The sequence below is a fragment of the Lacticaseibacillus jixianensis genome, from assembly GCF_003946485.1.
GTDB lineage: Bacteria > Bacillota > Bacilli > Lactobacillales > Lactobacillaceae > Lacticaseibacillus > Lacticaseibacillus jixianensis.
On record NZ_RHOJ01000014.1, the window covers coordinates 25,316 to 44,896 of the forward strand.

A 19,581-nucleotide genomic window follows, 5' to 3' on the forward strand; every position below is an offset into this window, starting at 1 on the left:
ACATTTTCGTTAAATCCGTTAGTATCAGCAATAGACAAAAGAATTGAGGAAAAAATATGCCAGATAAAACATACCCCATGACTGCAGAGGGCAAGCAAAAACTAGAAGCCGAACTCGAACGGTTGAAGACCGTGGAACGGCCAAAGGTGGTTGAACGCATCAAGGTCGCGCGCGGCTTTGGCGACTTGTCGGAAAACTCGGAGTACAGTGCCGCCAAGGACGAACAGGCGACGCTGGAGACCCGGATCCTGCAGGTGCAGACCATGTTGCACTACGCCCAGATCATCGACGCCAACGAGGTGCCACAAGACGAGGTGTCCCTGGGCAAGAAGGTGACCTTCGTTGAGGACGGCGACGACGAGGAAGAGACTTACGAAATCGTGGGTGCGGCTGAGGCCGACGCCTTCAACGGCAAGATCTCAAACGACAGCCCGATCGCGCAGGGCTTGATCGGCAAGAAGGTCGGCGAAAAGGTCACCATCAGCACGCCGGGCGGCTCGATGAACGTGAAGATCGTCAAGGTCGAAGGCTAGACATAAATCGTGCGGAAACGCACTTTTTTTGTATCAAGGTGCAGAGGGTCGACGTTCTTAGCCCGACGGCTAGCCTAGCTCCAAGCATTGCCGCTGTACTTTGGCGGCGAGGCTTGGGGCGTAGCTAGACGCTCGGGCGTTGTCGACCCGGCGCCCGATTAGGAAGGTGCGCCGAGTTCGCGCACTTAGCCCGACAGCTAGCCTAGCTCGGGGCATTGCCGGCGTTTTTTGCCGGCGAGGCCTGGAGCGTAGCTAGATGCTCGGGCGTTGTCGCCTCGGCGCCCGATTAGGCAAGGTGCAGAGGGTCGACGTTCTTAGCCCGACGGCTAGCCTAGCTCCAAGCATTGCCGCTGTACTTTGGCGGCGAGGCTTGGGGCGTAGCTAGACGCTCGGGCGTTGTCGACCCGGCGCCCGATTAATCAAGGTGCGCCGGCGGACGCTTTTAGCGGGACATGTAGCCTAGCTCAAGGCATTGTCGGCGAACTTTGCCGACGAGGCCTTGAGCGTAGCTACATGCTCCCGCGTTGCGAACTCGGCGCCCGATTACGCCGGATCCATCCCCGCCCCCTGCCTGGACTACCCAGCCAGCCCCTGGGTTTTTGTAAAAATCCGCCTCGGGTCCGACTGACCGGCCGGCAATAATGGGTATACTAAAGAGAAACGGAAGGGGGCGGCAGTGTGAAGCGGCGATGGCAGTTGTTTTGGATCCTTGAGATCGCTTTGACCATGGTCTTGGGCTATCAGATCGTGACGAATCCCGGCAGCTGGATCAGCATGCTCAGCGGCTTGCTGGCGCTGCTGATCGGCGTTAAGGGCCACTTTTGGCGCACCTTCTGGCTGACGCTCGGCGCGATCCTGGTCGCGGTGGGGTTGTTCATCAATCCGACCGTCTGGATCATTCTGTTTGTCGGCCTGGTGGGGGCACTGCTTGCCCTGTCCGGCAAGCACGGCGCCCGGCTGCCTTGGCAGCAGAAGCACTACATGGCCGTCCACGTGGCGGCGGCCACCGCCAAGGCCGGCACGCGCCAGCGGCATCCGTGGTTTGGCGATGAGACGATCGGCAAGGACACCTACGAGTGGGACGACATCAACCTCATCGTGGCCGCCGGCGATACGATTATCGACCTGGGCAACACGCTGTTGCCGCAGGGCGACTCGACGATCGTCATCCGCAAAGGGCTCGGCAAAACGCGGGTGCTGGTGCCAGTCGGCGTCGGGGTGATGGTCGACCATTCGGCGCTTGCCGGAACCCTATCGGTGGACGGAAAGGAAAGCGGGCTGCACAACCAAACCGTGCGCCAGTACAGTGATGATTACGACACCGCGAGCCGCCGCCTGCACATCCTCACCAACGTGCTGGTCGGTGACCTGGAGGTGCTGTCAGTATGAAGCTGAAGCATACGGTATGGACGTTTGCCGTTGTGACGTTTGCCACCGGGGCGCTGGAGCTGGGGTTGGTCTTTTTGGCCAGCGTGGCTTCAAAGCGGCAGTTCCTGGTGCTGCTGATGGTCCAGGTGCTGGGGATGCCGCTGCTGACATACCTCGTGACCGGCGCGGCGCTGATCGGCCTGATCGCCGCCACCCTGATCTCCGTCTTTGACCAGTATCAGCACCGGCAGTTGACCCGGCGGCTGACCCAGCTGGTGGCGGGGCAGACCGGGGCAGCGGTGCTGGCGCGCCAAAGCCAAGCCAAGGAAGCGCTGGGGCAGGATGTGGCGAGCGAGCTTGAAGCGCTGCGGCAAAAAATGATCCGCTTGCAGCAGGAGATCGACCGCTACTCCAACGCGCCGCTGGTGCTTGATGGGCAGTCCAAGGAACAGATCCTGACCGAGGAGCGCCACCGCCTGGCCCGAGAGCTGCACGATTCCGTTTCGCAGCAGCTGTTTGCGGCGATGATGATGCTGTCGGCCCTGCGCAGCGTGGTCGACCGCGACCGGCCGGACGCGCCGGAGGCCAAGCAGATCGAAACCATTGAAGGCGTGATCAACGAGGCCCAGGCCGAAATGCGCGCCTTGCTGCTGCACCTGCGCCCGACCAACCTTGAGGGCAAGTCCCTGAAGGAAGGCATTATCAGCCTGCTCCAGGAGCTCCAGACCAAGATCAAGATCGCGATTTCCTGGGACCTGCAAGACATTCACCTGTCGCGGGGCAGCGAGGACAACCTGTTTCGCATTGTGCAGGAGCTCCTGTCCAACACGCTGCGCCACGCCAAGGCCAAGCACCTGGAAGTCTACCTGAAGCGCGTTGAGGCCACGGTGATCCTGCGCGTGGTGGATGATGGCGTGGGGTTTGACCCCAAAACGGAAAATACTACCGGCAGCTACGGGCTGTCGAACATCACGGAACGGGCAGCGGCCATTGGCGGCACTGCCAAGGTGATCAGCTTCCCCAAGCAGGGGACGAGCGTTGAGATCCGCGTGCCGTTAACAAAGGAAGAAGCTCATGATTAAAGTATTGATCGTCGATGATCACGAAATGGTGCGCCTGGGGGTCTCGACATACCTCGGCGTGCAGCCCGACCTGCAAGTGGTGGGCGAGGCGGCGGACGGCCAGGAAGGGCTAGATAAGGCCCTGGCGCTGCGGCCGGACGTTATTTTGATGGACCTGGTGATGCCGAACATGGACGGCATCGAGTCCACGAAGCGCATCATGGCGGCGTGGCCAGAGGCGCGGATCATCATTTTGACCTCGTTCATCGACGACGAGAAGGTCTACCCGGCGATCGAGGCCGGTGCCGCCAGTTACATCCTCAAGACGGCGACGGCCGAGGAAATTGCCGCGGCGATCCGCAAGACCGCGGCGGGCGATTCCGCCTTAGATCCGCAGGTCACCACCAAGATGATGAACCGGCTGACCAAAAAGGCCCAGCCTGAGCTGGCAGACGAGCTGACCAACCGGGAGCGCGAGGTGCTGATGCTGATCGCGCAGGGCAAGTCGAACCAGGAGATCGCCGACGAGCTGTTCATCACCCTGAAGACGGTGAAGACCCACGTCTCGAACATCCTGGCCAAGCTGGAAGTCGAGGACCGCACCCAGGCCGCGATTTACGCCTTCAAGCACGGGCTGGTCAAGCAAGACGGTCAGGAAAACCAGTGAGGGTCAAGGCTGCCAGATTGGCGGCCTTTTTCAATGCCGCTGGGGGGGCCCGGGCTGCGGCGGCACCAAAAAACCGCTACTCCAATGAGCAGCGGCTTAGCGGCGCGACCGTAAGCGGCCCGGGGCGATCGGCTTGCCCCGCGGCGGGAACCGGAACCAAACGCCCGTCAGCAGCAGGGCCAGCAGGCTGACCACGATGCCAGCCCAGAAATAAGGCGGGGTGTAGGTCAGCTCAATGGTGTGCGTCCCCTTGCTTAGCCGCAGCGCCATCAGCTCACCCAGCACCTTGTGCACCTTGGCAGGGTGGCCATCCACCTTGACGTGCCAGCCCGGGGCAACCGGCAGCGACGTCATCAGGACCTGATGATCCTGGCTGGCGGTGGCGGTGGCCTGCAGGCTGCGATCGCCGCGCTGCACCAGGTGCCAGCTGCCGGCCTTGAGCCGGTTGAGCAGGACCGTTGTCTGCGACATGTCCAGCGTGAGCAGGCGAACGTCACCGAAGTCGGCGGCATCCTTGTTCAACGTAAAGATCAGCGTCTGCTTCTTGCCCGGTGCGCTGGGGGTGACGTTGAGCAGTTCGCGGTCGCGGAACGTGTCGTAGATCGGCACGCTGCGGCCGTTTTGCGTCAGGCTGACCAGGTTGTCGGTGAAGTTGGCGCCGATCTGCAGGTAGTACGGATCGGTGGTCCGGGCCGTGAAGGTGTAAGTCACGGTGGTCGTCTTGGCCAGCGGTTTCTTGGTCACGTTACTCATGGAGACGTTGCCGCCTTTGACCGTCATCGGGCTCAGCGCCGCCGTCGTGAAGAGCAGCGGGGGGGTCTTCGCGCCCGTCAGCCCCGCCATGATGCGCTCTTGATTGAGGGCGGGTGCGCCGGCCATCAGCTTGGTGGTCAGGATCTGATCGGCGGCGACGAATCCCAGCCCCAGGGCATAGGGGTTCTCGTAGACGGTGAAGGTGCTGGTTTGGCTCTTCTGGTCGTAATCAAACAGGTCGGGGCGGGCGGAGACCTGCGGCAGGAAAATGGTCGGTGAGGCGTCCAGCCGCGGGGTGATGAATCCCTTGAGGTCAAGCAGGGCGTCGGTGATCACCGTGCCGGCGGTGTAGGCGACGAAGCCGTCACCGGCGCTTTGGCCCAGCGCCCCAAAAAAGCGCGGCGTGGCGGGTTCCATCATGGACGTGAAATGATCCGTGCCGAGGTAGTTGACCTGCATGGCATCGTTTTTGGAGCGCAGGGTCGTTTTGCCGATGCGGTCATTTAAGCCGACCTGCCGCTGGGCGGCAGTGATCCCGCCGCGCAGGGCCTCGGTGTAGGTGTGGTAGTCGGAGTGGGTGATGTAAGACAGCTGGTTCAGCGTCAACACGGCGTTGCTGCCGGCGTCGACCACCATCAGGAAGCAGACGCCGAGCAAGATGGCCGGCTGGCGGTCGGAAAGCAAGGCTAACCCGACCAGGGCCAGCACGTCCAGGCCGATCGTCAGCCATAGCGCGCTGGGCGTCAGGTAGGCGTACTGGGCGCGGTTCAAGAGGACGGCCGCGTCCACGCCCGCGAAGACGATCAACGCCACGATCAGCTGCGGCGCGGTGATCCCGTTTGGCCGCAGGGCCAGCGCCCGCCAGGCCAGCACCAGCAGCCAGAAGCAAATGACAAAGGAGAACCGGTACGGGTACCACACCGGGTACTGCATGCCGTGCCAAAGCAGATCAAGCGGCGCCCAGCTGATGGACAGCGCTAAGAAGCCGCTGTAGCCCAGGGCGTAGAGCTTTTCGCGCCACGGGATCGCGCGGGTGAAAAAGTAAAGCACGAAGCCGATCAAGGCGACGCTGCCGACAAAAATGTTGGCCTGGCCGGTCGGCATCTGGCCGTAGGAAAAAGCGCCGGCGAAGAACTTGCCGAGCTGCTTGAGCGGGGTGGTTTCAAAATGCAGCCAGCGAATGTGGGTCTCGGTGTACGTGCCCTTGCTTTGGCCGAGCTGAAATAAGGTGGGCAGCAGGAGCCAGGCGGAAAGCCCGCCGGCCAGCAGCCCGGCGCCGGCAAACCGGCCGCAGGCGCGCAGGGTCTGGCGCCACGGCAGGCGCGCCTCGACCAGGCGGAGCCCGAAGTAGCCGATGATGAACAGCACGATCATGTAGCCCATGTAGTAGTTGCTGATGATGGCGACGGTCAGCCAGCCGAGAAACGGCCACGGCCGCCGGCGCGTGATCAGCGTGTCGACGCCCAGCGCGATCAGCGGCAGGAAGACGGCGGCGTCCAGCCACATGAGGTTCAGCTGGTTGGCCAGCATCCACCCGGAGAGCGAAAACGCGGTGCCAAAGCCGACGATCCACGGCAGGCTGCCGCCGTGGCGCTTGATGTACAGGCCCATGGTCAGCCCGGCGGCCGCGTACTTGGCCAGTGTCATGACGGTGATGGCGAGGTCAAGCGCCCCTTGGGGGAACAGCAGGAGCAGCAGGTTGAACGGACTCATCAGGTAGTACGCCCAGGTGCCAAGGGCGTCGCCGCCCAGGTCCTTGCTGAAGGCGAAGAAGAACTGCCCGGGGTGGCCGAACCAAGTCGTGCGGTAGTAGCTGTAAAAATCGATGTACTGCTGCCCCATGTCAACGGTCATGACCGAGTTATTGCCAAACGGCCACACCCTGGCTGCAATGAAGTAGCCTGCCATGATGAGGGCCGGCACGGCGGCCGCTAAAAGCAGGGGATGTTTGTGAAACCAACGCCAGGCGCGCATGGCGGCCTCCTTCCGGCGCGCTTACAAAAGGGTAAAAGGTCACCTTGAAGCGCACGAATTTGCTCTTTTCATAGTAACATGAAAGCCAGCAAGTCGTGGCGGAGGCCGGTGGTTTTTGCTACACTTAGAGGGTTATCAAAGGAGAGAGCACTTGAAATATATTCGTACCCCCAAACCAAAACGCGAGCGATCGCACATTCCGGTGCGGCTCAACATTCTATTTTTCTTCGTGTTCCTGCTGCTGGCCGCGCTGGTGGCGCAGTTAGCGTACTTGCAGATCATGAACGGGGCCAAGTTCCGCGCCGATGTCGACTCGACCGATTCCGCAGTGGTCACCGGCGCCGTGCCGCGGGGCCAGATCTATGACGCCGAGGGCCGCCTGCTGGTCGCTAATTCCGCCAACAGCGCCATCGTGTACACCAAGAGCGTCGGCGTGTCGGCGGCGACGATGCGCAAGACCGCCGACGAGCTGGCCAAGTACGTCGCCATCGACCAGGACGGCATGCGCAAGCGCGACTACGCCGACTATTTTCTGGCGGACAAGGCCACCGAGCAGGCCGTGATCGCCAAACTGCCGAAGGCGCTGCAAACCACCAAGGACACCGCCAAGCAGTACCGCGCGGAGATCGCCTATGCGCAGAGGCACCTGCCGGATTACTCGGACCGGGAAAAGGCGGCGGCCACCTTCTATAAGAAGATGAACGCCGCCAGCCAGCTGACGACGGTGTACCTCAAGGACCGGGACGTCACGCAAGATGAGGTCGCCCAGGTCGGCGAGCACCTGACCGCGATGGCGGGGATCAACCTCGGCACCGACTGGGACCGCGCCTATCCTGACGGCAAGTCCATGCTCAGCATCATCGGCACGGTGTCGTCAGAGAAGACCGGGCTGCCGGCCGAGACACTGAACGAGTACCTGGCTAAAGGTTACGCGCGCAACGACCGCGTCGGCACCTCGTATTTGGAAAAGGAGTACGAGGACGTCCTGAAAGGGGCCAAGTCGCGCACCGAGGTCGGCATCGGCAACAACAATAACATTGTCAGCCAAACCACGCTGTTCAAAGGCCAGCAGGGCGCCAACCTGAACCTCACCATCAATTCCGAATTCCAAAAGCGGGTCGATCGCGACGTGCAAAAGGTCTTCAATCAGGCCCGGTCCGCCGGTGAGACCGCGGTGTCGGACGGCGCCTACGCGGTGGCGATGAACCCGCACACCGGCGCCATTTTGGCCATTTCCGGCCTGCACCAGGACGTCAAGACCCACCAGATCACCAATGATTCGCTGGGCGTCTTGAACCGGGCGTTTGCGATGGGGTCCATCGTCAAGCCCGCCATGGTCCTGGGGGCACTCCAGGACGGTGTCATCACGGTTGACAACAACAGCCAGGCGGATACGGCCATTTACCTCCGGGGGGCGCCGGTCAAGAAGTCGGACTACGGGATCAACACCTTTAGCTCCCTGACGGCCACCAAGGCGATCGAGGTGTCCTCTAACACGTACATGATGCACCTGGCCATGAAAGAAGCCAACGCGGCGTACGCGCCGAACGCGTACCTGCGGATGAACAAGGATATCTTCACCAAGATGCGGGGGTACTTCCGGCAGTTTGGCCTCGGGCAAAAAACCGGCGTCGACCTGCCTGGCGAGATCGCGGGGATGGAAGGCCAAGAGTACAACGAAGACGGGATCTTCCAGCCGGGCTCGGCGCTTGACCTTTCTTACGGGAACTTGGATACCTACACGCTGATCCAGGCGATCCAGTACGTCAGCACGCTGGCCAACAACGGCTATCGCATGGAGCCTTACATCGTCAAAAACGTGAGCCAAACGCTGAGCAACGGGAGCGCGGGGCCGGTCCTTGAAACGACCACGCCCACGGTGCTGTCGAAGATCAAGAACAACCAGGCCCAGATCAACCTCGTGAAGCAGGGCATGTGGCAAGTCGTCCACGGCACGTCCGGGTACGCGACCGGGACGGCGCTTCAGGCGCTTAACCCCGGGGTGGCCGGCAAGACCGGGACGGCGCAGACGTTCACCCCGAACCCGACGAATCCCAACGGCAAGCCGATCGAAGGCATCACGCAGAGCTTCGTCGGCTACGCGCCGGCAGCCAATCCGCAAGTGGCCATTGCGGTCGTCGTGCCGAACGTGGCCCGGATGTCCAGTTACGCGTACGACATCGCCAAGCTGATCTTCCAGGATTACTACGCGCTTTACAAAGTGCCGGCCCAGAAGAACTACGACGCGAAGGCCAGCTCGCCCCGTTAGCAGAGCGGGCGGCGCATGGCCGCGCCTCGGCGCCTGATTTGCTAGGAAACAGCCCGGATAAATGCTAAACTGTTTAGTGAGCTTGGGAGCGTTTTTTCAGAGTTCACTTGTGGCGACCGGCAGCGGGGTCCTCCCGCTGGCGGCGATTATTTAAGCGTCGGGGTTCAATGCGATGCTCGGAAAGGAGCCAGCCGTTTGCAAAATTCACTGAGACGAATTCAAAATCAGCCGTACGTGACTTACCTGCTGCTTGAGATCACGCTTTTCGTCTTCCTGCTGGAGACGCTGGGCGGCGGCTCCGAGAGCACGTATGTGTTGTTGCGCTTCGGGGCGCGCTGGAATCCGCTGATTCAAGCCGGCCAGTGGTGGCGACTGATCACGCCGATCTTTGTTCACATTGGCCTGATGCACATTCTGGTCAACGGGGTCACGTTGTTTTACCTGGGCGGTTTGACCGAGCGGATCTTTGGCCACTGGCGGTTCGCGCTGCTTTACCTCGTGAGCGGCTTTACGGGTAATCTCGCCAGCGCCGCGTTCAACGCCAGCGGCCTGGCCGCCGGGGCGTCAACGTCGCTGTTTGGCATGATGGGTGCCTTCTTGATGCTTTATGACGGGTTTCGCGATGAGCCCGGCATTCGCATGCTGGCCCGGCAGTTCGTGATGCTGGCGGCGCTGAACATTGTGTTTGACCTGTTCATACCCGGCGTGGACATCTTCGGGCACGTTGGCGGGTTTGTCGGTGGCTTTTTGATTGCCTACGCCCTCGGCGCCCCGAACGTCGGCGAGACCGCGGCGCCGCGGCGCGTTGGCTCCTTGTTCGCGCTGGTGGCCGGCAGTGCGGCACTGCTGATCTTTACCTTTGGGAGTGCCTTATGAAGACCTTTTATGACGTTTTGCAGCTCCTTGAGCGGTACGGGACGTTCATTCACGTCGGTAAACGACTGTGGGACATTGAGCTGGCGGCCGTGGAAGTCGACCGGCTGCACGCCGCGCGCCTGATCGACGATAAGACGTACGCGACCGCGAAAATTGTTTTGCGCCACGAGCATGAACAAGAAGAGAAGCATCCCTTGATTAATGAAGATGGAGGAAAAAGTAATGGCTGACAAAAAATTGATGGGGGTCGACCTTGGTGGCACGACCTGCAAATTCGCGATCTTGACCGAAGACGGTGAGATCCAGCAGCGCTGGAGCATCGACACCAATATTTTGGATGAGGGGAGCCACATTATTCCCGACATTATCGCGTCCATTCAAGATCACCTGAAGCTGTACAACATGACGGCGGATGATTTTGTGGGGATCGGGATGGGGACCCCAGGGACCGTTGACCCTCAGCTTGGCACCGTGATCGGCGCCTACAACCTGAACTGGAAGACGATGCAGTACCCGAAGCGCGAGATCGAAGCGGCCACCGGTATTCCCTTCAAGATCAACAACGACGTCAACGTTGCCGCCATGGGTGAGCAGTGGAAAGGGGCCGGCGACAAGTCCGATAACGTGACCCTGGTGGCGCTGGGCACCGGGATCGGCGCCGGCATCGTCGCTGACGGCGTGCTGCTGCACGGCGTGGCCGGTTCGGCCGGCGAGGTCGGCCACGTCACGGTTGAGCCCAACGGCTACATGTGCACCTGCGGCAAGCGCGGCTGCCTGGAGACGGTGGCGTCGGCAACCGGGATCGTCCACGTGGCCCGCGACATGGCCGAGGAGTACGCCGGCGATTCCAAGCTGAAGCAGATCCTGGACGACGGGGACGACATTTCCTCCAAGATCGTCTTCGACTGCGCGCAGGCGGGCGACAAGCTGGCCTTAATGATCGTTGATAAGGTCTGCTACTACCTGGGTCTGGGCCTGGGCAACGTCGGCAACCTGCTGAACCCGGAGTACCTGCTGATCGGCGGCGGCGTTTCCGCCGCCGGCGACTTCCTGCTGACGCGGGTCCAGAAGTACTTCGACCAGTTCACGTTCCCGAACGTGCGCAACACCACCCACCTGCGCCTGGCGACCCTGGGTAACACCGCTGGCGTCGTCGGCGCCGGCAGCTTGGCCCGGCCGTAAGCGGTTGGTAGAATAAAGCAAAAGCCTCGGGTCTATACCTGAGGCTTTTGTGATAAAATAAAGCTAATATGCGCCGGGCAACCGGCGATTTGAAAGGACGTTTTGGGGTATGAACTTTTTTCTGGTGTTGATTGGACTGGGGCTGCTGGTGTGGGCGGCAAGTTGGCTGCTGACGCAGTGGCAGAAATCCCGGCTGAAGGCGGTCGGCGGTGAGATCACGCCGGACGTGTTCGAGGAGAACATGCGCAAGGCGCAGATCATCGACCTGCGCGAGAAGAAGGACTTTGACGCCGGTCACATTCTCGGCGCGCGCAACCTGCCATACACGCAGCTCAAGCAGCGGATGATCGAGCTGCGCAAGGACCTGCCGGTGTACATGTACGATCTGACCGGGGCCGTGTCTGTCCGCGCCGCGCGGCGGATGAAGAAGGCCGGGTTTCAGCACCTGTACTTCCTCAAGGGCGGCTACGATAACTGGTCCGGCAAGACCAAGAAAGCCAAGCGCTTCGAAGAATAACAAAAGAACCCCTGCTGAGTGGCAGGGGTTTTACTGTGCTTAGCCCTGGTGCGCCGCGTGCTGCTTGCGGTTGGCCTTGCGCCGGTTCTCGTTGATCTCATCAACCTTGGTTTCGACCGGTTCGATGTAAGACTTCTTGAATGCAAAGACAGAGCTTGCCACGGCGCCGGCCGAAGCGATGACGCCCACTAAGAACCCTTTTAGAAATTTGTGCTTCATGAAAATCCCTCCCTCTCTCGAACTTAGGTGCTGTCTTCATTATACTAGAAGGCATGACAGAAAGTGAGCATAATCCATTGAAAACCCAAGTCCTCATGATCGGCGGCCCGACCGCCACCGGCAAAAGTGCGCTGGGCGTGGCGCTGGCCAAGCGGTTCAACGGCGAAGTGGTCAACGGCGACGCCTTTCAGATCTACCGCGACATGACGATCGGCACGGCCAAGGTGACGCCGGCAGAGATGCAGGGCGTGCCGCACCACCTCATCGACATCTTGGCCCCAAGCGCGCCATTTTCGGCGGCGCGGTTTCAGACCCTGGCCCAGGCGGCCATCAAGGACATCACCGCCCGCGGTAAGCTGCCGATCGTGGTCGGCGGGACCGGCTTTTACCTGAGTGCGCTGCGCCTGGGGCTGCCCCTGGGCGGGGAGGCGGCCACCCCGGCGCGGCAGCGCTGGCAAACCGCGCTGGCGGCGCACGACGCGGCGTGGCTGTGGGCCCAGCTGCACCGGCTGGACCCGGCGGCCGCGGCAGCCATTCCCCCGGCGAATACGCGGCGCGTGATCCGGGCGCTGGAAGTGAGCGAAACGTCCGGCCAACTGTTTTCGGCGCAGCAGACGCCGGCGCCGCAGTATGATGACTTGGTCATTGGGCTGACTGCGGACCGCGCCACGTTGTACCACCGTATCGATCAGCGGGTCTTGCAAATAGTCGCGGCGGGGCTGGAAGCCGAGGTGCGCCGCGTCGTCGAGGAGACTTCGCCCGGTGCGCAGGCCCTCAAGGCGATCGGCTACAAGGAATGGCTGCCATACTTTGCCGGGCAGGCCAGCCGGGAAGCGACCATCGCCCTGATCCAGCAAAATTCGCGGCACTACGCCAAGCGGCAGCTCACGTACTTTCGCCACCAGCTGCCGACGCATTGGCTTGACCTAGTGGCCGACCCGGCCGCCGGGCTGGCTGCGGCCGTGACCCTGGTGGCAAAATGGCGACGTGCCGGCGCCGCACAGAAATAAATTGCTTAATGTCAGGTAATCTCACATCAGGAGTTGACGGCCTTTTTCCGAATTGGTATGGTTGAACTCGTGAAGGAGGGACTGCTAGTGCCAGAACTCAGTGATATCCGCACGCGGGCGGTACTGCCGATCAGCACCGTGATCGCGCTCACCGATCTAACGGCGCGGCAGATCCGCTATTACGAGGCGCAGGGGCTGCTTCATCCGCTTCGCACGCCTGGCAATCACCGCTTGTATTCGCTTCAGGACGTCGATGACTTGGTGGAGATCCACAGTCAGCTTGCGGCCGGCTTTTCCTTGGCTGAGCTCAGGGCGGCCAAGCAGCAGCCGCGGCCGAAGACCAAGCTTTCGGATGAAGAGGTGCGGGCGGCGCTTCGCTCAGAGTTGTTGAATCAGGGACGACTGAATCCGCGTGGGGACAGCCCGTCTCAGGGATTTGGGTTTCGACCGTAAAGGACAGCAAAGGAGTGGCTCATGGCAAAAGATTCGATCACTGCCGACATGATCCGGCAGAGCGTCAAAGATCAAAACGTTGAATTTTTACGGCTCATGTTTACGGACATCAACGGCATCAACAAGAACGTTGAAGTGCCCGTTTCCCAGCTGGAGAAGGTGCTGGCCAACAAGATCACCTTCGACGGCAGCTCGATCGACGGCTTTGTCCGCATCGAGGAGTCTGACATGCTGCTGTATCCCGACTTGGATACGTGGCTGCTGTTTCCGTGGGAGAACGACGGCGGCAAGATTGCCCGCCTGATCTGCAGTGTTCACACCCCGGACGGCAAGCCGTTCCCTGGCGATCCCCGCAACAACCTCATCCGCGTGATGGAAGAGGCGCATGCGGCTGGCTACACGGCCTTCAACATCGGCCCGGAGCCGGAATTTTTCCTGTTCAAGCTGGACGCGAACGGCGATCCGTCGCTCAAGCTCAACGACAAGGGCTCCTACTTCGACTTCGCGCCGCTGGACATGGGTGAGAACTGCCGCCGTGACATTGTGCTTGAACTCGAAAAAATGAACTTTGAAGTTGAAGCCTCTCACCACGAGGTCGCCCCGGGCCAGCACGAAATCGACTTCAAGTACGCTGATGCCGTTAACGCTGCGGATAACATTCAGACCTTCAAACTGGTCGTGAAGACCATTGCCCGCAAGCACGGGCTGTACGCGACGTTCATGCCCAAGCCGATCCACGGGATCAACGGGTCGGGGATGCACATCAACATGTCGCTGTTCAATAAAGACGGTAATGCGTTCTACGACGCCGGCACCGCCGACCAGCTGTCGCGCACCGCGATGCACTTCCTGGCCGGCCTGCTGGCCCACGCGCGCGGCTTGACCGCCATCAACAACCCGACGGTCAACTCCTACAAGCGGCTGGTGCCAGGCTTTGAAGCACCGGTTTACATCGCCTGGTCGGGCACGAACCGCAGCCCGCTGATCCGAGTGCCGCAATCCCGCAAGCTTGGGACGCGCTTGGAAATGCGCTCGGTCGATGCCACGGCTAACCCTTACCTGGCGATCGCGGCGGTGCTGGAGGCCGGACTCGATGGGGTCCGCAACCAGTTGGACCCGGAGGAAGCGGTCGATCGCAACATCTACAAGATGCAGGACACCGAGCGCAAGGCCAACCACATTCAGGACCTGCCTTCCACGCTGCACAACGCGATCAAGGCGCTGGAGGACGACGCCGTGGTCAAGGCTGCGCTGGGTGATCACCTGTACCATAGCTTCAAGGATTCCAAAGACTTGGAGTGGGCGGCTTATCGCCAGAGCGTTTCCGAATGGGAGCGCGAGCAGTACCTTGAATTGTATTAAGCCACTTGGCACCGATCGTCGCAATGACGGTCGGTGTTTTTGGTTGGTGCGGCGGGCCGCTCATTGCCGCCCCAAGCCGCATTGGAGCAGACAGAAAAGAGACCAGGACAAAATGCCCTAGTCGCTTCCATAAAGCAACGCCACGTAGACAAGCGCCTCCGCAGCACGATTCTAAAAACGAATCGCACAGCGGAGGCGCTTGTGCTTTGGGCTAAAACTGCTTTATGTCACAACCTCTTTGACTGCAGCTTACTTGCGGTAGCGCAGGGTCAAGGTGCTGCCTGCGCGGTCGATGTGGAAGTTGACCGCCGTTTCGGTGCGCTGAGTCTGGGCCATGTCCGCACCGTGGATGATCAGGGCCAAGTGGCGGCCGGCCGGCAGGTGCAGGTGCGTCGGCTGCAGGTCGAAGTCGACCGTGAACGGCTCGCCCGGGGTGACTGGCACGTTCTCGTAGGCGTTCTGCTGGTTTTGGACGTTGACGTGGCCTAGCGAGACCAGCTTGCTTGCGGTTGCTTTGGCCGGCTTGAACTCCTGGATGCTGACCGTCTTGTAATCAAAGCCCAGCGGCCACGCGGTGCCTTGGACGACTCCCGCGACCGGCGCAAAGCGCTTGGCATCACCGACGTCGACCAGCCGGGCGGACAAAATGGCGGTTGGCTGGTCGATCCACAGCCGCAGTTGCAGGTGCGGCACGCCTTCGAGGGTCTGGTCGCTGGCCGCTTGCGGCAGGTCGAGCCAGAGGCGGGCGCTGTCATACTTGGAGTGCGGCTTGATGATCTCGGCCTCAAAGCCATCGGAGTCTTCCTTCGCGTCATTGAAAATCGCGGTCGCCGTGTCGGCAAAACTGGCGCGGGGGCCGGTCAGGTCGGCTTGCAGGTTGTACACCTGGTCCTCGTGATCGGCGTCTGCGGTGCCAAAGTTTTTGTACGTGTGCCACGTCTCGGCCTCGACGTTGTCTTGAACCGTGACGTTGGGCAGCACATCCGGGGCGGCGTTCTTGACGCCGAGCAGCTCGTAGGACAGCCAGAGGTTCATCTGATCGGCAAAATCAAGCGACCCGATGTTGTCCAGGTAGGTGTGCTGGCCTTGGTGCAGGAACAGCTTCTTTTGGATCGGCAGGGCCTGGATCCCGTTCCAGAAGCGGATGGCATTGGCCGGTTTCACGTTCCAGTCGTTTAACCCGTGCTCGATCACCACGTCGGCCTTGATGTTCTTCAGCTGATTGCGGTAGTTGCGCTCATCCCACCACTTCGTGTAGTCGCCGAACGCGCGGTCCTGGGCCTTGCCGATGGCGGCCAGCGCCTTGTCCCATTCGGCCTTGACCTTGAGCAGATCGCCGGCCTGCTTTTGCCGCGAGAAGGTGTCCACGGCCAAAACGTCGGCGTCCTCGCCCTGGAAGCCGCCAGGGGCAACGACCAAGCCGTTTTCGCGGTAGTAGTCGTACCAGCTGGAAATGGCGGATTCGGCGATCACGGTCTTGAGGCCGGCCACGCCGCTGGTCGCCGCCGCGATGGACAGCGTGCCGAGGTAGGACTTGCCGGTCATCGCGACCTTGCCATTGCACCACCAGGCCTTGATCTCGATGCCGTCGGTGCGGTTGGTGAACGCACGCCGCTTGCCGGTCAGCCACTCAATGACGGCGACGGCCGAGTCAGTCTCACCGGTGCCGCCAGTCGACCGCACGCCGTCAGAGCCGCGGGTGCCCACGCCGCCGGAGTACACGGTGACAAAGCCGCGGCCGAGCATGTAGTCGTTCAGCATGTAAATGCCGTTCTCGTCGCCGTAGACCTCGGCAGTTTTGCTTTCCCCGTTAACGGGCTGGTGCGGCAGAGCCGCCGGCTGCGGCTGGAACGTGACCTCGTCTTTGGTGTATGAATGGGTCTTCACGGCCAGCTTGGGATCCGGCTTGTGGGTGATCCAGTCGACGTCGTTGGTGCCGTGGAAGTAGGGATTAGCGGTGAAAAGCACCGGCATTTTGGTGCCGGCATCCGTTTCCTTGGGCCGAAAAATGGTCGTTTCCAGCATGTCGCGCTTGCCGTCGTGATCCGTGTCGAGGTCGGATTCGACCCAGACGACTTCGCGGTGAAGGTTGCGCGCGTCAAAGACGTCCTGCGCCTTGCCGTTGAAAAACAGGTGCGCCGGCACGGCCTTGCCCGTTTGAAAATCACAGTAAAAACCGCGCACGGCCAAATCATCGATCAGGGTGACCAGATGCTTGGTGCGGGTGGTCAAAAGCAGGTAGAGTGCCGCCCAGAAGTCGGCGGTGGTCGCGAGGTCGCCGTCAACGGTCGGCAGCCCGGTCTTGGCCATGAACGCGAGACTGTCGTTCAACTGGTAGTCGGTGCCCGCCTCAAAGCCGAGCAGCTGCAGCGCCACCGCGTAGAACGCCGGGCGGCTGATCTGCGTCGGCTGCGCGGCCAAAAACTGCGCCAAGTCCTGGTCAGCCGTTACCGCGAGGGCGGCGAGGGCCTGCTGTTTGGCCGTTTCGCTGTGCGACTCCGGGAACAGCAGCGGGTACGCCGCCGCGGCCGCGGCCGCAAGCGGCTGGGTGAGGTCTGGCGCAAAGCCGATGGCAGTGAGTTCCTTAAGCTGGGTAGCCTGATCGACCGTAAGCCGGCCGAATTGATTAAGTTTCAAAGCGATTCCTCATTTCTTTTTCATAGTAGCTTCAGTGTAGTCGAGCCCGGCGCTTCAATCAATACGTTGACATCGCGAATCGCGCATCCGTATAATAAACAGGTTCATGCGTCAGTAGCTCAGTTGGATAGAGCAATGGTCTTCTAAACCATCGGTCCCGGGTTCGAATCCCGGCTGACGCAGCAAAAAAACTGGCCGCCACTTGACAGAAGTGGCGGCCAGTTTGGTTTTGTGGCGGGCGCTTGCCTGCAGTCTAGTCCTGATCGAGGATCTCGCCGGCAGCCGTCACCGTCTTGGTCGTGCCGTCCACGGCGGCGACCACGAACTGGATGGGGGCGCTGACGGCAACGGTGCCGCTTTGCGTGTGCCAGCCCAGCTCGCCGAATTGTTTGGTGACCAGCGCCTCGGCGTCCTGGGCCGTCTTGATCGGCTCCCAGTCCAGCGGCTGGAAGTGGTTGGCGGTTTCCGCCGCCGAGATCTCGGCCCGGGTGGTGGGATGCTGGGTGCTGGTCGGGGTGTGGGTCAAGATGCGCCACGTGATCCCGCCGCCGATCAGCAGTGTGGCAATGCCCCAGACCGGTTGGTGGGCGATGATCAGCATCACGCCAAAAATAAGTACCACCGTCCCGGTGATGATGGCGCCGCGAACGTCGACGAATTTCTTGTCAGTGCGTTTCGTTTCCATTATGTCCCTCGGTTTCGTTATGATAATTATATCATCGCACAACAATGGGACTCAGGCGCGGTCAATGTGAAAGATTTTGGCCTCAGACTTAAGACTGATTTTGACACCTGTCAAATGGTAGCGCTTGACAGGCTTACAAAAATATAGTAGGATAGATTCAATCGCAATTGAAACAACCCATTCATGTGCGAGTCGAATGGAGGTAATACATATGAAATATCGGATCCAATTAGATACCACCACGCAGCAGTTCATCGTGATCGACCCTAGCGACCAGGCCAAAACTGGCCGTGGCGCCACGATCGAACAAGCCGTTGCGCAGCTTAACCGTTAATGATGCTTGGCCTAGGGCGAATGCCTTGGGTCTTTTTTATGGTGCAGAGACTTGGCGCACTTAGCGGAATGATTAGCCTAGGTTGCGGCTTTGCCTGCGCAGCAGGTGAAGTCGCGGCCGTAGCTAATCACTTCCGCGTTGCCAAGTCGCCGCCCGATTGGGCAAGGTGCAGAGGGTTCGCGGATTTAGCGGGACAGCTAACGTAGCTCAAGGCATTGCCGGTGATTTTTACCGGCGAGGCCTTGAGCGTAGTTAGATGCTCCCGCGTTGCGAACCCGCCGCCCGATTGGGCAAGGTGCAGAGGGTTCGCGGATTTAGTGGGACAGCTAACGTAGCCGTAAGCATTGCCGCCGAACTTTGGCGGCGAGGTTTACGGCGTAGTTAGATGCTCCCGCGTTGCGAACCCGCCGCCCGATTAGAAACGCCTCGCACCCCGCCGATTGTTGTCCTAACTCAGCCGGGTTTCTGCTATACTATAGTTCCTTGGCAGGGGCAAGGTCCGCGCAGTTTAGCGGGCCTTTTTCTCACCGCGCAGATAGCCGCGCAGCCAAAAGAGGCCGCCAAACACGCCGGCCATCCAAAGCACATAAAGGACGCTGAACCAGCCCAAGCCGTAAAGTTTGAAGGCGAGGGTCGCCAGGACGATGAAGACGAGGCCGGTCACGCCGAAGTTGAGCGGACGATTGAGCCGCGCCGTGGTCGTCGCGATCAGGCCGCCGGTGATCAGAAAAATCAAGATGTTTAGGACGATTGTCAAGTCGCTCACTCCCTTGGCTTCAGTATAGCGGAGCGGCCGGCACGCAACAATTACTAGCGGGCAACTTTGGTCAGGTTTTTGCCCGCGCGGGCGGGCAGATTGCGCTTGCGTTCGCGGGTTAAATCTGATAAACTCGTAACGTTGTATTTGTCACCCCTCAACTGCAACCGCACAACGTCAGGTTTCAAAGCACAGCACCTGGCTTGGCGAGTCTTCAGGGGAAAAAGCCTACGGGCAACAGGAGGTGCACAAGATGTACGCAATTATCAAAACCGGCGGCAAGCAGTACAAAGCCGAAGTCGGGGAAGCAATCTACGTCGAAAAGCTCGATGTTGAAGAAGGCCAGACTGTAACGTTTGACCAGGTGATCCTGGTCGGCGGCGAAGGCGATGCCAAGATCGGCACGCCAACGATCGACGGTGCGACCGTCACTGGTAAGGTTGAAAAGCAAGGGCGTGAAAAGAAGGTCGTGACCTTCAAGTACAAGCCTAAGAAACACCAACACCAGAAAAAGGGTCACCGTCAGCCATACACGAAAGTTGTTATCGACGCGATCAACGCCTAATGAGGTGAAATCATGATCAAAGCACGCTTTCAGCGGGACGAGCATGGCGACATCAGCCATTTTAACCTGAGCGGCCACGCCGATTCAGGGGAGTATGGCCATGACATTGTCTGTGCGGCGGTTTCGGCAGTTGCGATTGGTGCAGTCAACGGCATCGAAGCCTTGGCGGGGTTTGAACCCAGCGTCAAGGCGGATGAGGTCAACGGCGGCCACTTGGAACTGACGCTGGACCAGCCCGTGGATGCAGAGCAGGCGCACATCGCGCAGATCCTCTTGGAGAACCTGCTGCTGTCCTTGCAAAGCATCGAAGAAAGTTACGGCGATTACCTCACGATATCAACGCAAACAGCCTAATTCAA

Annotated in this window: 20 protein-coding genes, 1 tRNA gene and 1 other annotated feature; of the genes, 16 read left to right on the plus strand and 5 right to left on the minus strand. The window is 60.7% G+C overall.

Features of this window, described 5'->3' with window-relative positions:
• Window positions 1–56 precede the first annotated feature (56 nt).
• The 4 genes from greA to EKM85_RS06950 all read left to right on the plus strand — a co-directional run bounded on the left by greA (window position 57) and on the right by EKM85_RS06950 (window position 3,629).
• Window positions 57–533: a transcription elongation factor GreA gene (gene greA, locus EKM85_RS06935; protein WP_125585546.1), complete on the plus strand. Its 477-nt coding sequence runs from the start codon at window positions 57–59 to the stop codon at window positions 531–533.
• Between the two features lie 678 nt (window positions 534–1,211).
• Entirely contained in the window at window positions 1,212–1,922 is a 711-nt protein-coding gene (gene liaF, locus EKM85_RS06940; RefSeq protein WP_225418951.1) for a cell wall-active antibiotics response protein LiaF, read from the plus strand.
• Window positions 1,919–2,983 carry a sensor histidine kinase gene (locus tag EKM85_RS06945; protein WP_125585547.1) on the plus strand — a complete coding sequence of 355 codons (1,065 nt, stop codon included), beginning with the start codon at window positions 1,919–1,921 and terminating at the stop codon, window positions 2,981–2,983. Before liaF ends, EKM85_RS06945 begins: the two co-directional genes overlap by 4 nt.
• Entirely contained in the window at window positions 2,976–3,629 is a 654-nt protein-coding gene (locus EKM85_RS06950; protein WP_125585548.1) for a response regulator, read from the plus strand. Before EKM85_RS06945 ends, EKM85_RS06950 begins: the two co-directional genes overlap by 8 nt.
• 96 nt (window positions 3,630–3,725) lie before the next feature.
• On the opposite strand, the gene EKM85_RS06955 is transcribed toward EKM85_RS06950, so the two are convergent.
• The gene (locus tag EKM85_RS06955; RefSeq protein WP_125585549.1) at window positions 3,726–6,356 is read right to left on the minus strand and encodes a YfhO family protein; all 2,631 of its coding nucleotides are present in this window, start codon (window positions 6,354–6,356) and stop codon (window positions 3,726–3,728) included.
• Between the two features lie 151 nt (window positions 6,357–6,507).
• Here EKM85_RS06955 and EKM85_RS06960 point away from each other — a divergent pair, with 151 nt between their 5' ends.
• The 5 genes from EKM85_RS06960 to EKM85_RS06980 all read left to right on the plus strand — a co-directional run bounded on the left by EKM85_RS06960 (window position 6,508) and on the right by EKM85_RS06980 (window position 11,200).
• Window positions 6,508–8,625: a peptidoglycan D,D-transpeptidase FtsI family protein gene (locus tag EKM85_RS06960; protein ID WP_125585550.1), complete on the plus strand. Its 2,118-nt coding sequence runs from the start codon at window positions 6,508–6,510 to the stop codon at window positions 8,623–8,625.
• Window positions 8,626–8,820: 195 nt separating this feature from the next.
• Window positions 8,821–9,501: a rhomboid family intramembrane serine protease gene (locus tag EKM85_RS06965; RefSeq protein ID WP_125585551.1), complete on the plus strand. Its 681-nt coding sequence runs from the start codon at window positions 8,821–8,823 to the stop codon at window positions 9,499–9,501.
• Window positions 9,498–9,731, plus strand: a complete 234-nt coding sequence (locus tag EKM85_RS06970; protein WP_125585552.1) for a YqgQ family protein — start codon at window positions 9,498–9,500, stop codon at window positions 9,729–9,731. Before EKM85_RS06965 ends, EKM85_RS06970 begins: the two co-directional genes overlap by 4 nt.
• Window positions 9,724–10,683 (plus strand): ROK family glucokinase, encoded by a 960-nt coding sequence (locus EKM85_RS06975; RefSeq protein ID WP_125585553.1) that lies wholly within the window; start codon window positions 9,724–9,726, stop codon window positions 10,681–10,683. The genes EKM85_RS06970 and EKM85_RS06975 overlap by 8 nt, the downstream gene beginning before the upstream one ends.
• A gap of 109 nt (window positions 10,684–10,792) precedes the next feature.
• Window positions 10,793–11,200, plus strand: coding sequence for a rhodanese-like domain-containing protein (locus tag EKM85_RS06980; protein WP_125585554.1), 408 nt, complete (start codon window positions 10,793–10,795; stop codon window positions 11,198–11,200).
• Between the two features lie 39 nt (window positions 11,201–11,239).
• Here EKM85_RS06980 and EKM85_RS06985 read toward each other — a convergent pair whose 3' ends face one another.
• Entirely contained in the window at window positions 11,240–11,419 is a 180-nt protein-coding gene (locus EKM85_RS06985) for a DUF3042 family protein (RefSeq protein WP_125585555.1), read from the minus strand.
• A 53-nt stretch (window positions 11,420–11,472) separates the two neighbouring features.
• Here EKM85_RS06985 and miaA point away from each other — a divergent pair, with 53 nt between their 5' ends.
• The 3 genes from miaA to EKM85_RS07000 all read left to right on the plus strand — a co-directional run bounded on the left by miaA (window position 11,473) and on the right by EKM85_RS07000 (window position 14,244).
• Window positions 11,473–12,429, plus strand: a complete 957-nt coding sequence (gene miaA / locus EKM85_RS06990; RefSeq protein WP_125585556.1) for a tRNA (adenosine(37)-N6)-dimethylallyltransferase MiaA — start codon at window positions 11,473–11,475, stop codon at window positions 12,427–12,429.
• A gap of 87 nt (window positions 12,430–12,516) precedes the next feature.
• Entirely contained in the window at window positions 12,517–12,882 is a 366-nt protein-coding gene (locus tag EKM85_RS06995; RefSeq protein WP_164510702.1) for a MerR family transcriptional regulator, read from the plus strand.
• A gap of 21 nt (window positions 12,883–12,903) precedes the next feature.
• Entirely contained in the window at window positions 12,904–14,244 is a 1,341-nt protein-coding gene (locus EKM85_RS07000; RefSeq protein ID WP_125585558.1) for a glutamine synthetase family protein, read from the plus strand.
• A gap of 249 nt (window positions 14,245–14,493) precedes the next feature.
• Here EKM85_RS07000 and EKM85_RS07005 read toward each other — a convergent pair whose 3' ends face one another.
• The gene (locus EKM85_RS07005) at window positions 14,494–16,881 is read right to left on the minus strand and encodes a Xaa-Pro dipeptidyl-peptidase (RefSeq protein WP_125585559.1); all 2,388 of its coding nucleotides are present in this window, start codon (window positions 16,879–16,881) and stop codon (window positions 14,494–14,496) included.
• Between the two features lie 108 nt (window positions 16,882–16,989).
• On the opposite strand from EKM85_RS07005, the gene EKM85_RS07010 reads away from it, so the two are divergent.
• Window positions 16,990–17,063 (plus strand) — tRNA-Arg (locus tag EKM85_RS07010).
• A gap of 71 nt (window positions 17,064–17,134) precedes the next feature.
• On the opposite strand, the gene EKM85_RS07015 is transcribed toward EKM85_RS07010, so the two are convergent.
• Window positions 17,135–17,566: a hypothetical protein gene (locus tag EKM85_RS07015; RefSeq protein ID WP_125585560.1), complete on the minus strand. Its 432-nt coding sequence runs from the start codon at window positions 17,564–17,566 to the stop codon at window positions 17,135–17,137.
• A 211-nt stretch (window positions 17,567–17,777) separates the two neighbouring features.
• On the opposite strand from EKM85_RS07015, the gene EKM85_RS11650 reads away from it, so the two are divergent.
• A complete protein-coding gene (locus tag EKM85_RS11650; RefSeq protein ID WP_263853298.1) occupies window positions 17,778–17,900 on the plus strand; it encodes a hypothetical protein in 123 nt (40 codons plus the stop codon).
• A 508-nt stretch (window positions 17,901–18,408) separates the two neighbouring features.
• Here EKM85_RS11650 and EKM85_RS07020 read toward each other — a convergent pair.
• Window positions 18,409–18,657, minus strand: a complete 249-nt coding sequence (locus tag EKM85_RS07020) for a hypothetical protein (RefSeq protein WP_125585561.1) — start codon at window positions 18,655–18,657, stop codon at window positions 18,409–18,411.
• A gap of 155 nt (window positions 18,658–18,812) precedes the next feature.
• Window positions 18,813–18,881, plus strand: a sequence feature (ribosomal protein L21 leader region).
• Between the two features lie 29 nt (window positions 18,882–18,910).
• Here EKM85_RS07020 and rplU point away from each other — a divergent pair.
• Window positions 18,911–19,222 (plus strand): 50S ribosomal protein L21, encoded by a 312-nt coding sequence (gene rplU / locus EKM85_RS07025; RefSeq protein WP_125585562.1) that lies wholly within the window; start codon window positions 18,911–18,913, stop codon window positions 19,220–19,222.
• 12 nt (window positions 19,223–19,234) lie between these two features.
• Window positions 19,235–19,576 (plus strand): ribosomal-processing cysteine protease Prp, encoded by a 342-nt coding sequence (locus tag EKM85_RS07030; RefSeq protein ID WP_125585563.1) that lies wholly within the window; start codon window positions 19,235–19,237, stop codon window positions 19,574–19,576.
• Window positions 19,577–19,581 lie beyond the last annotated feature (5 nt).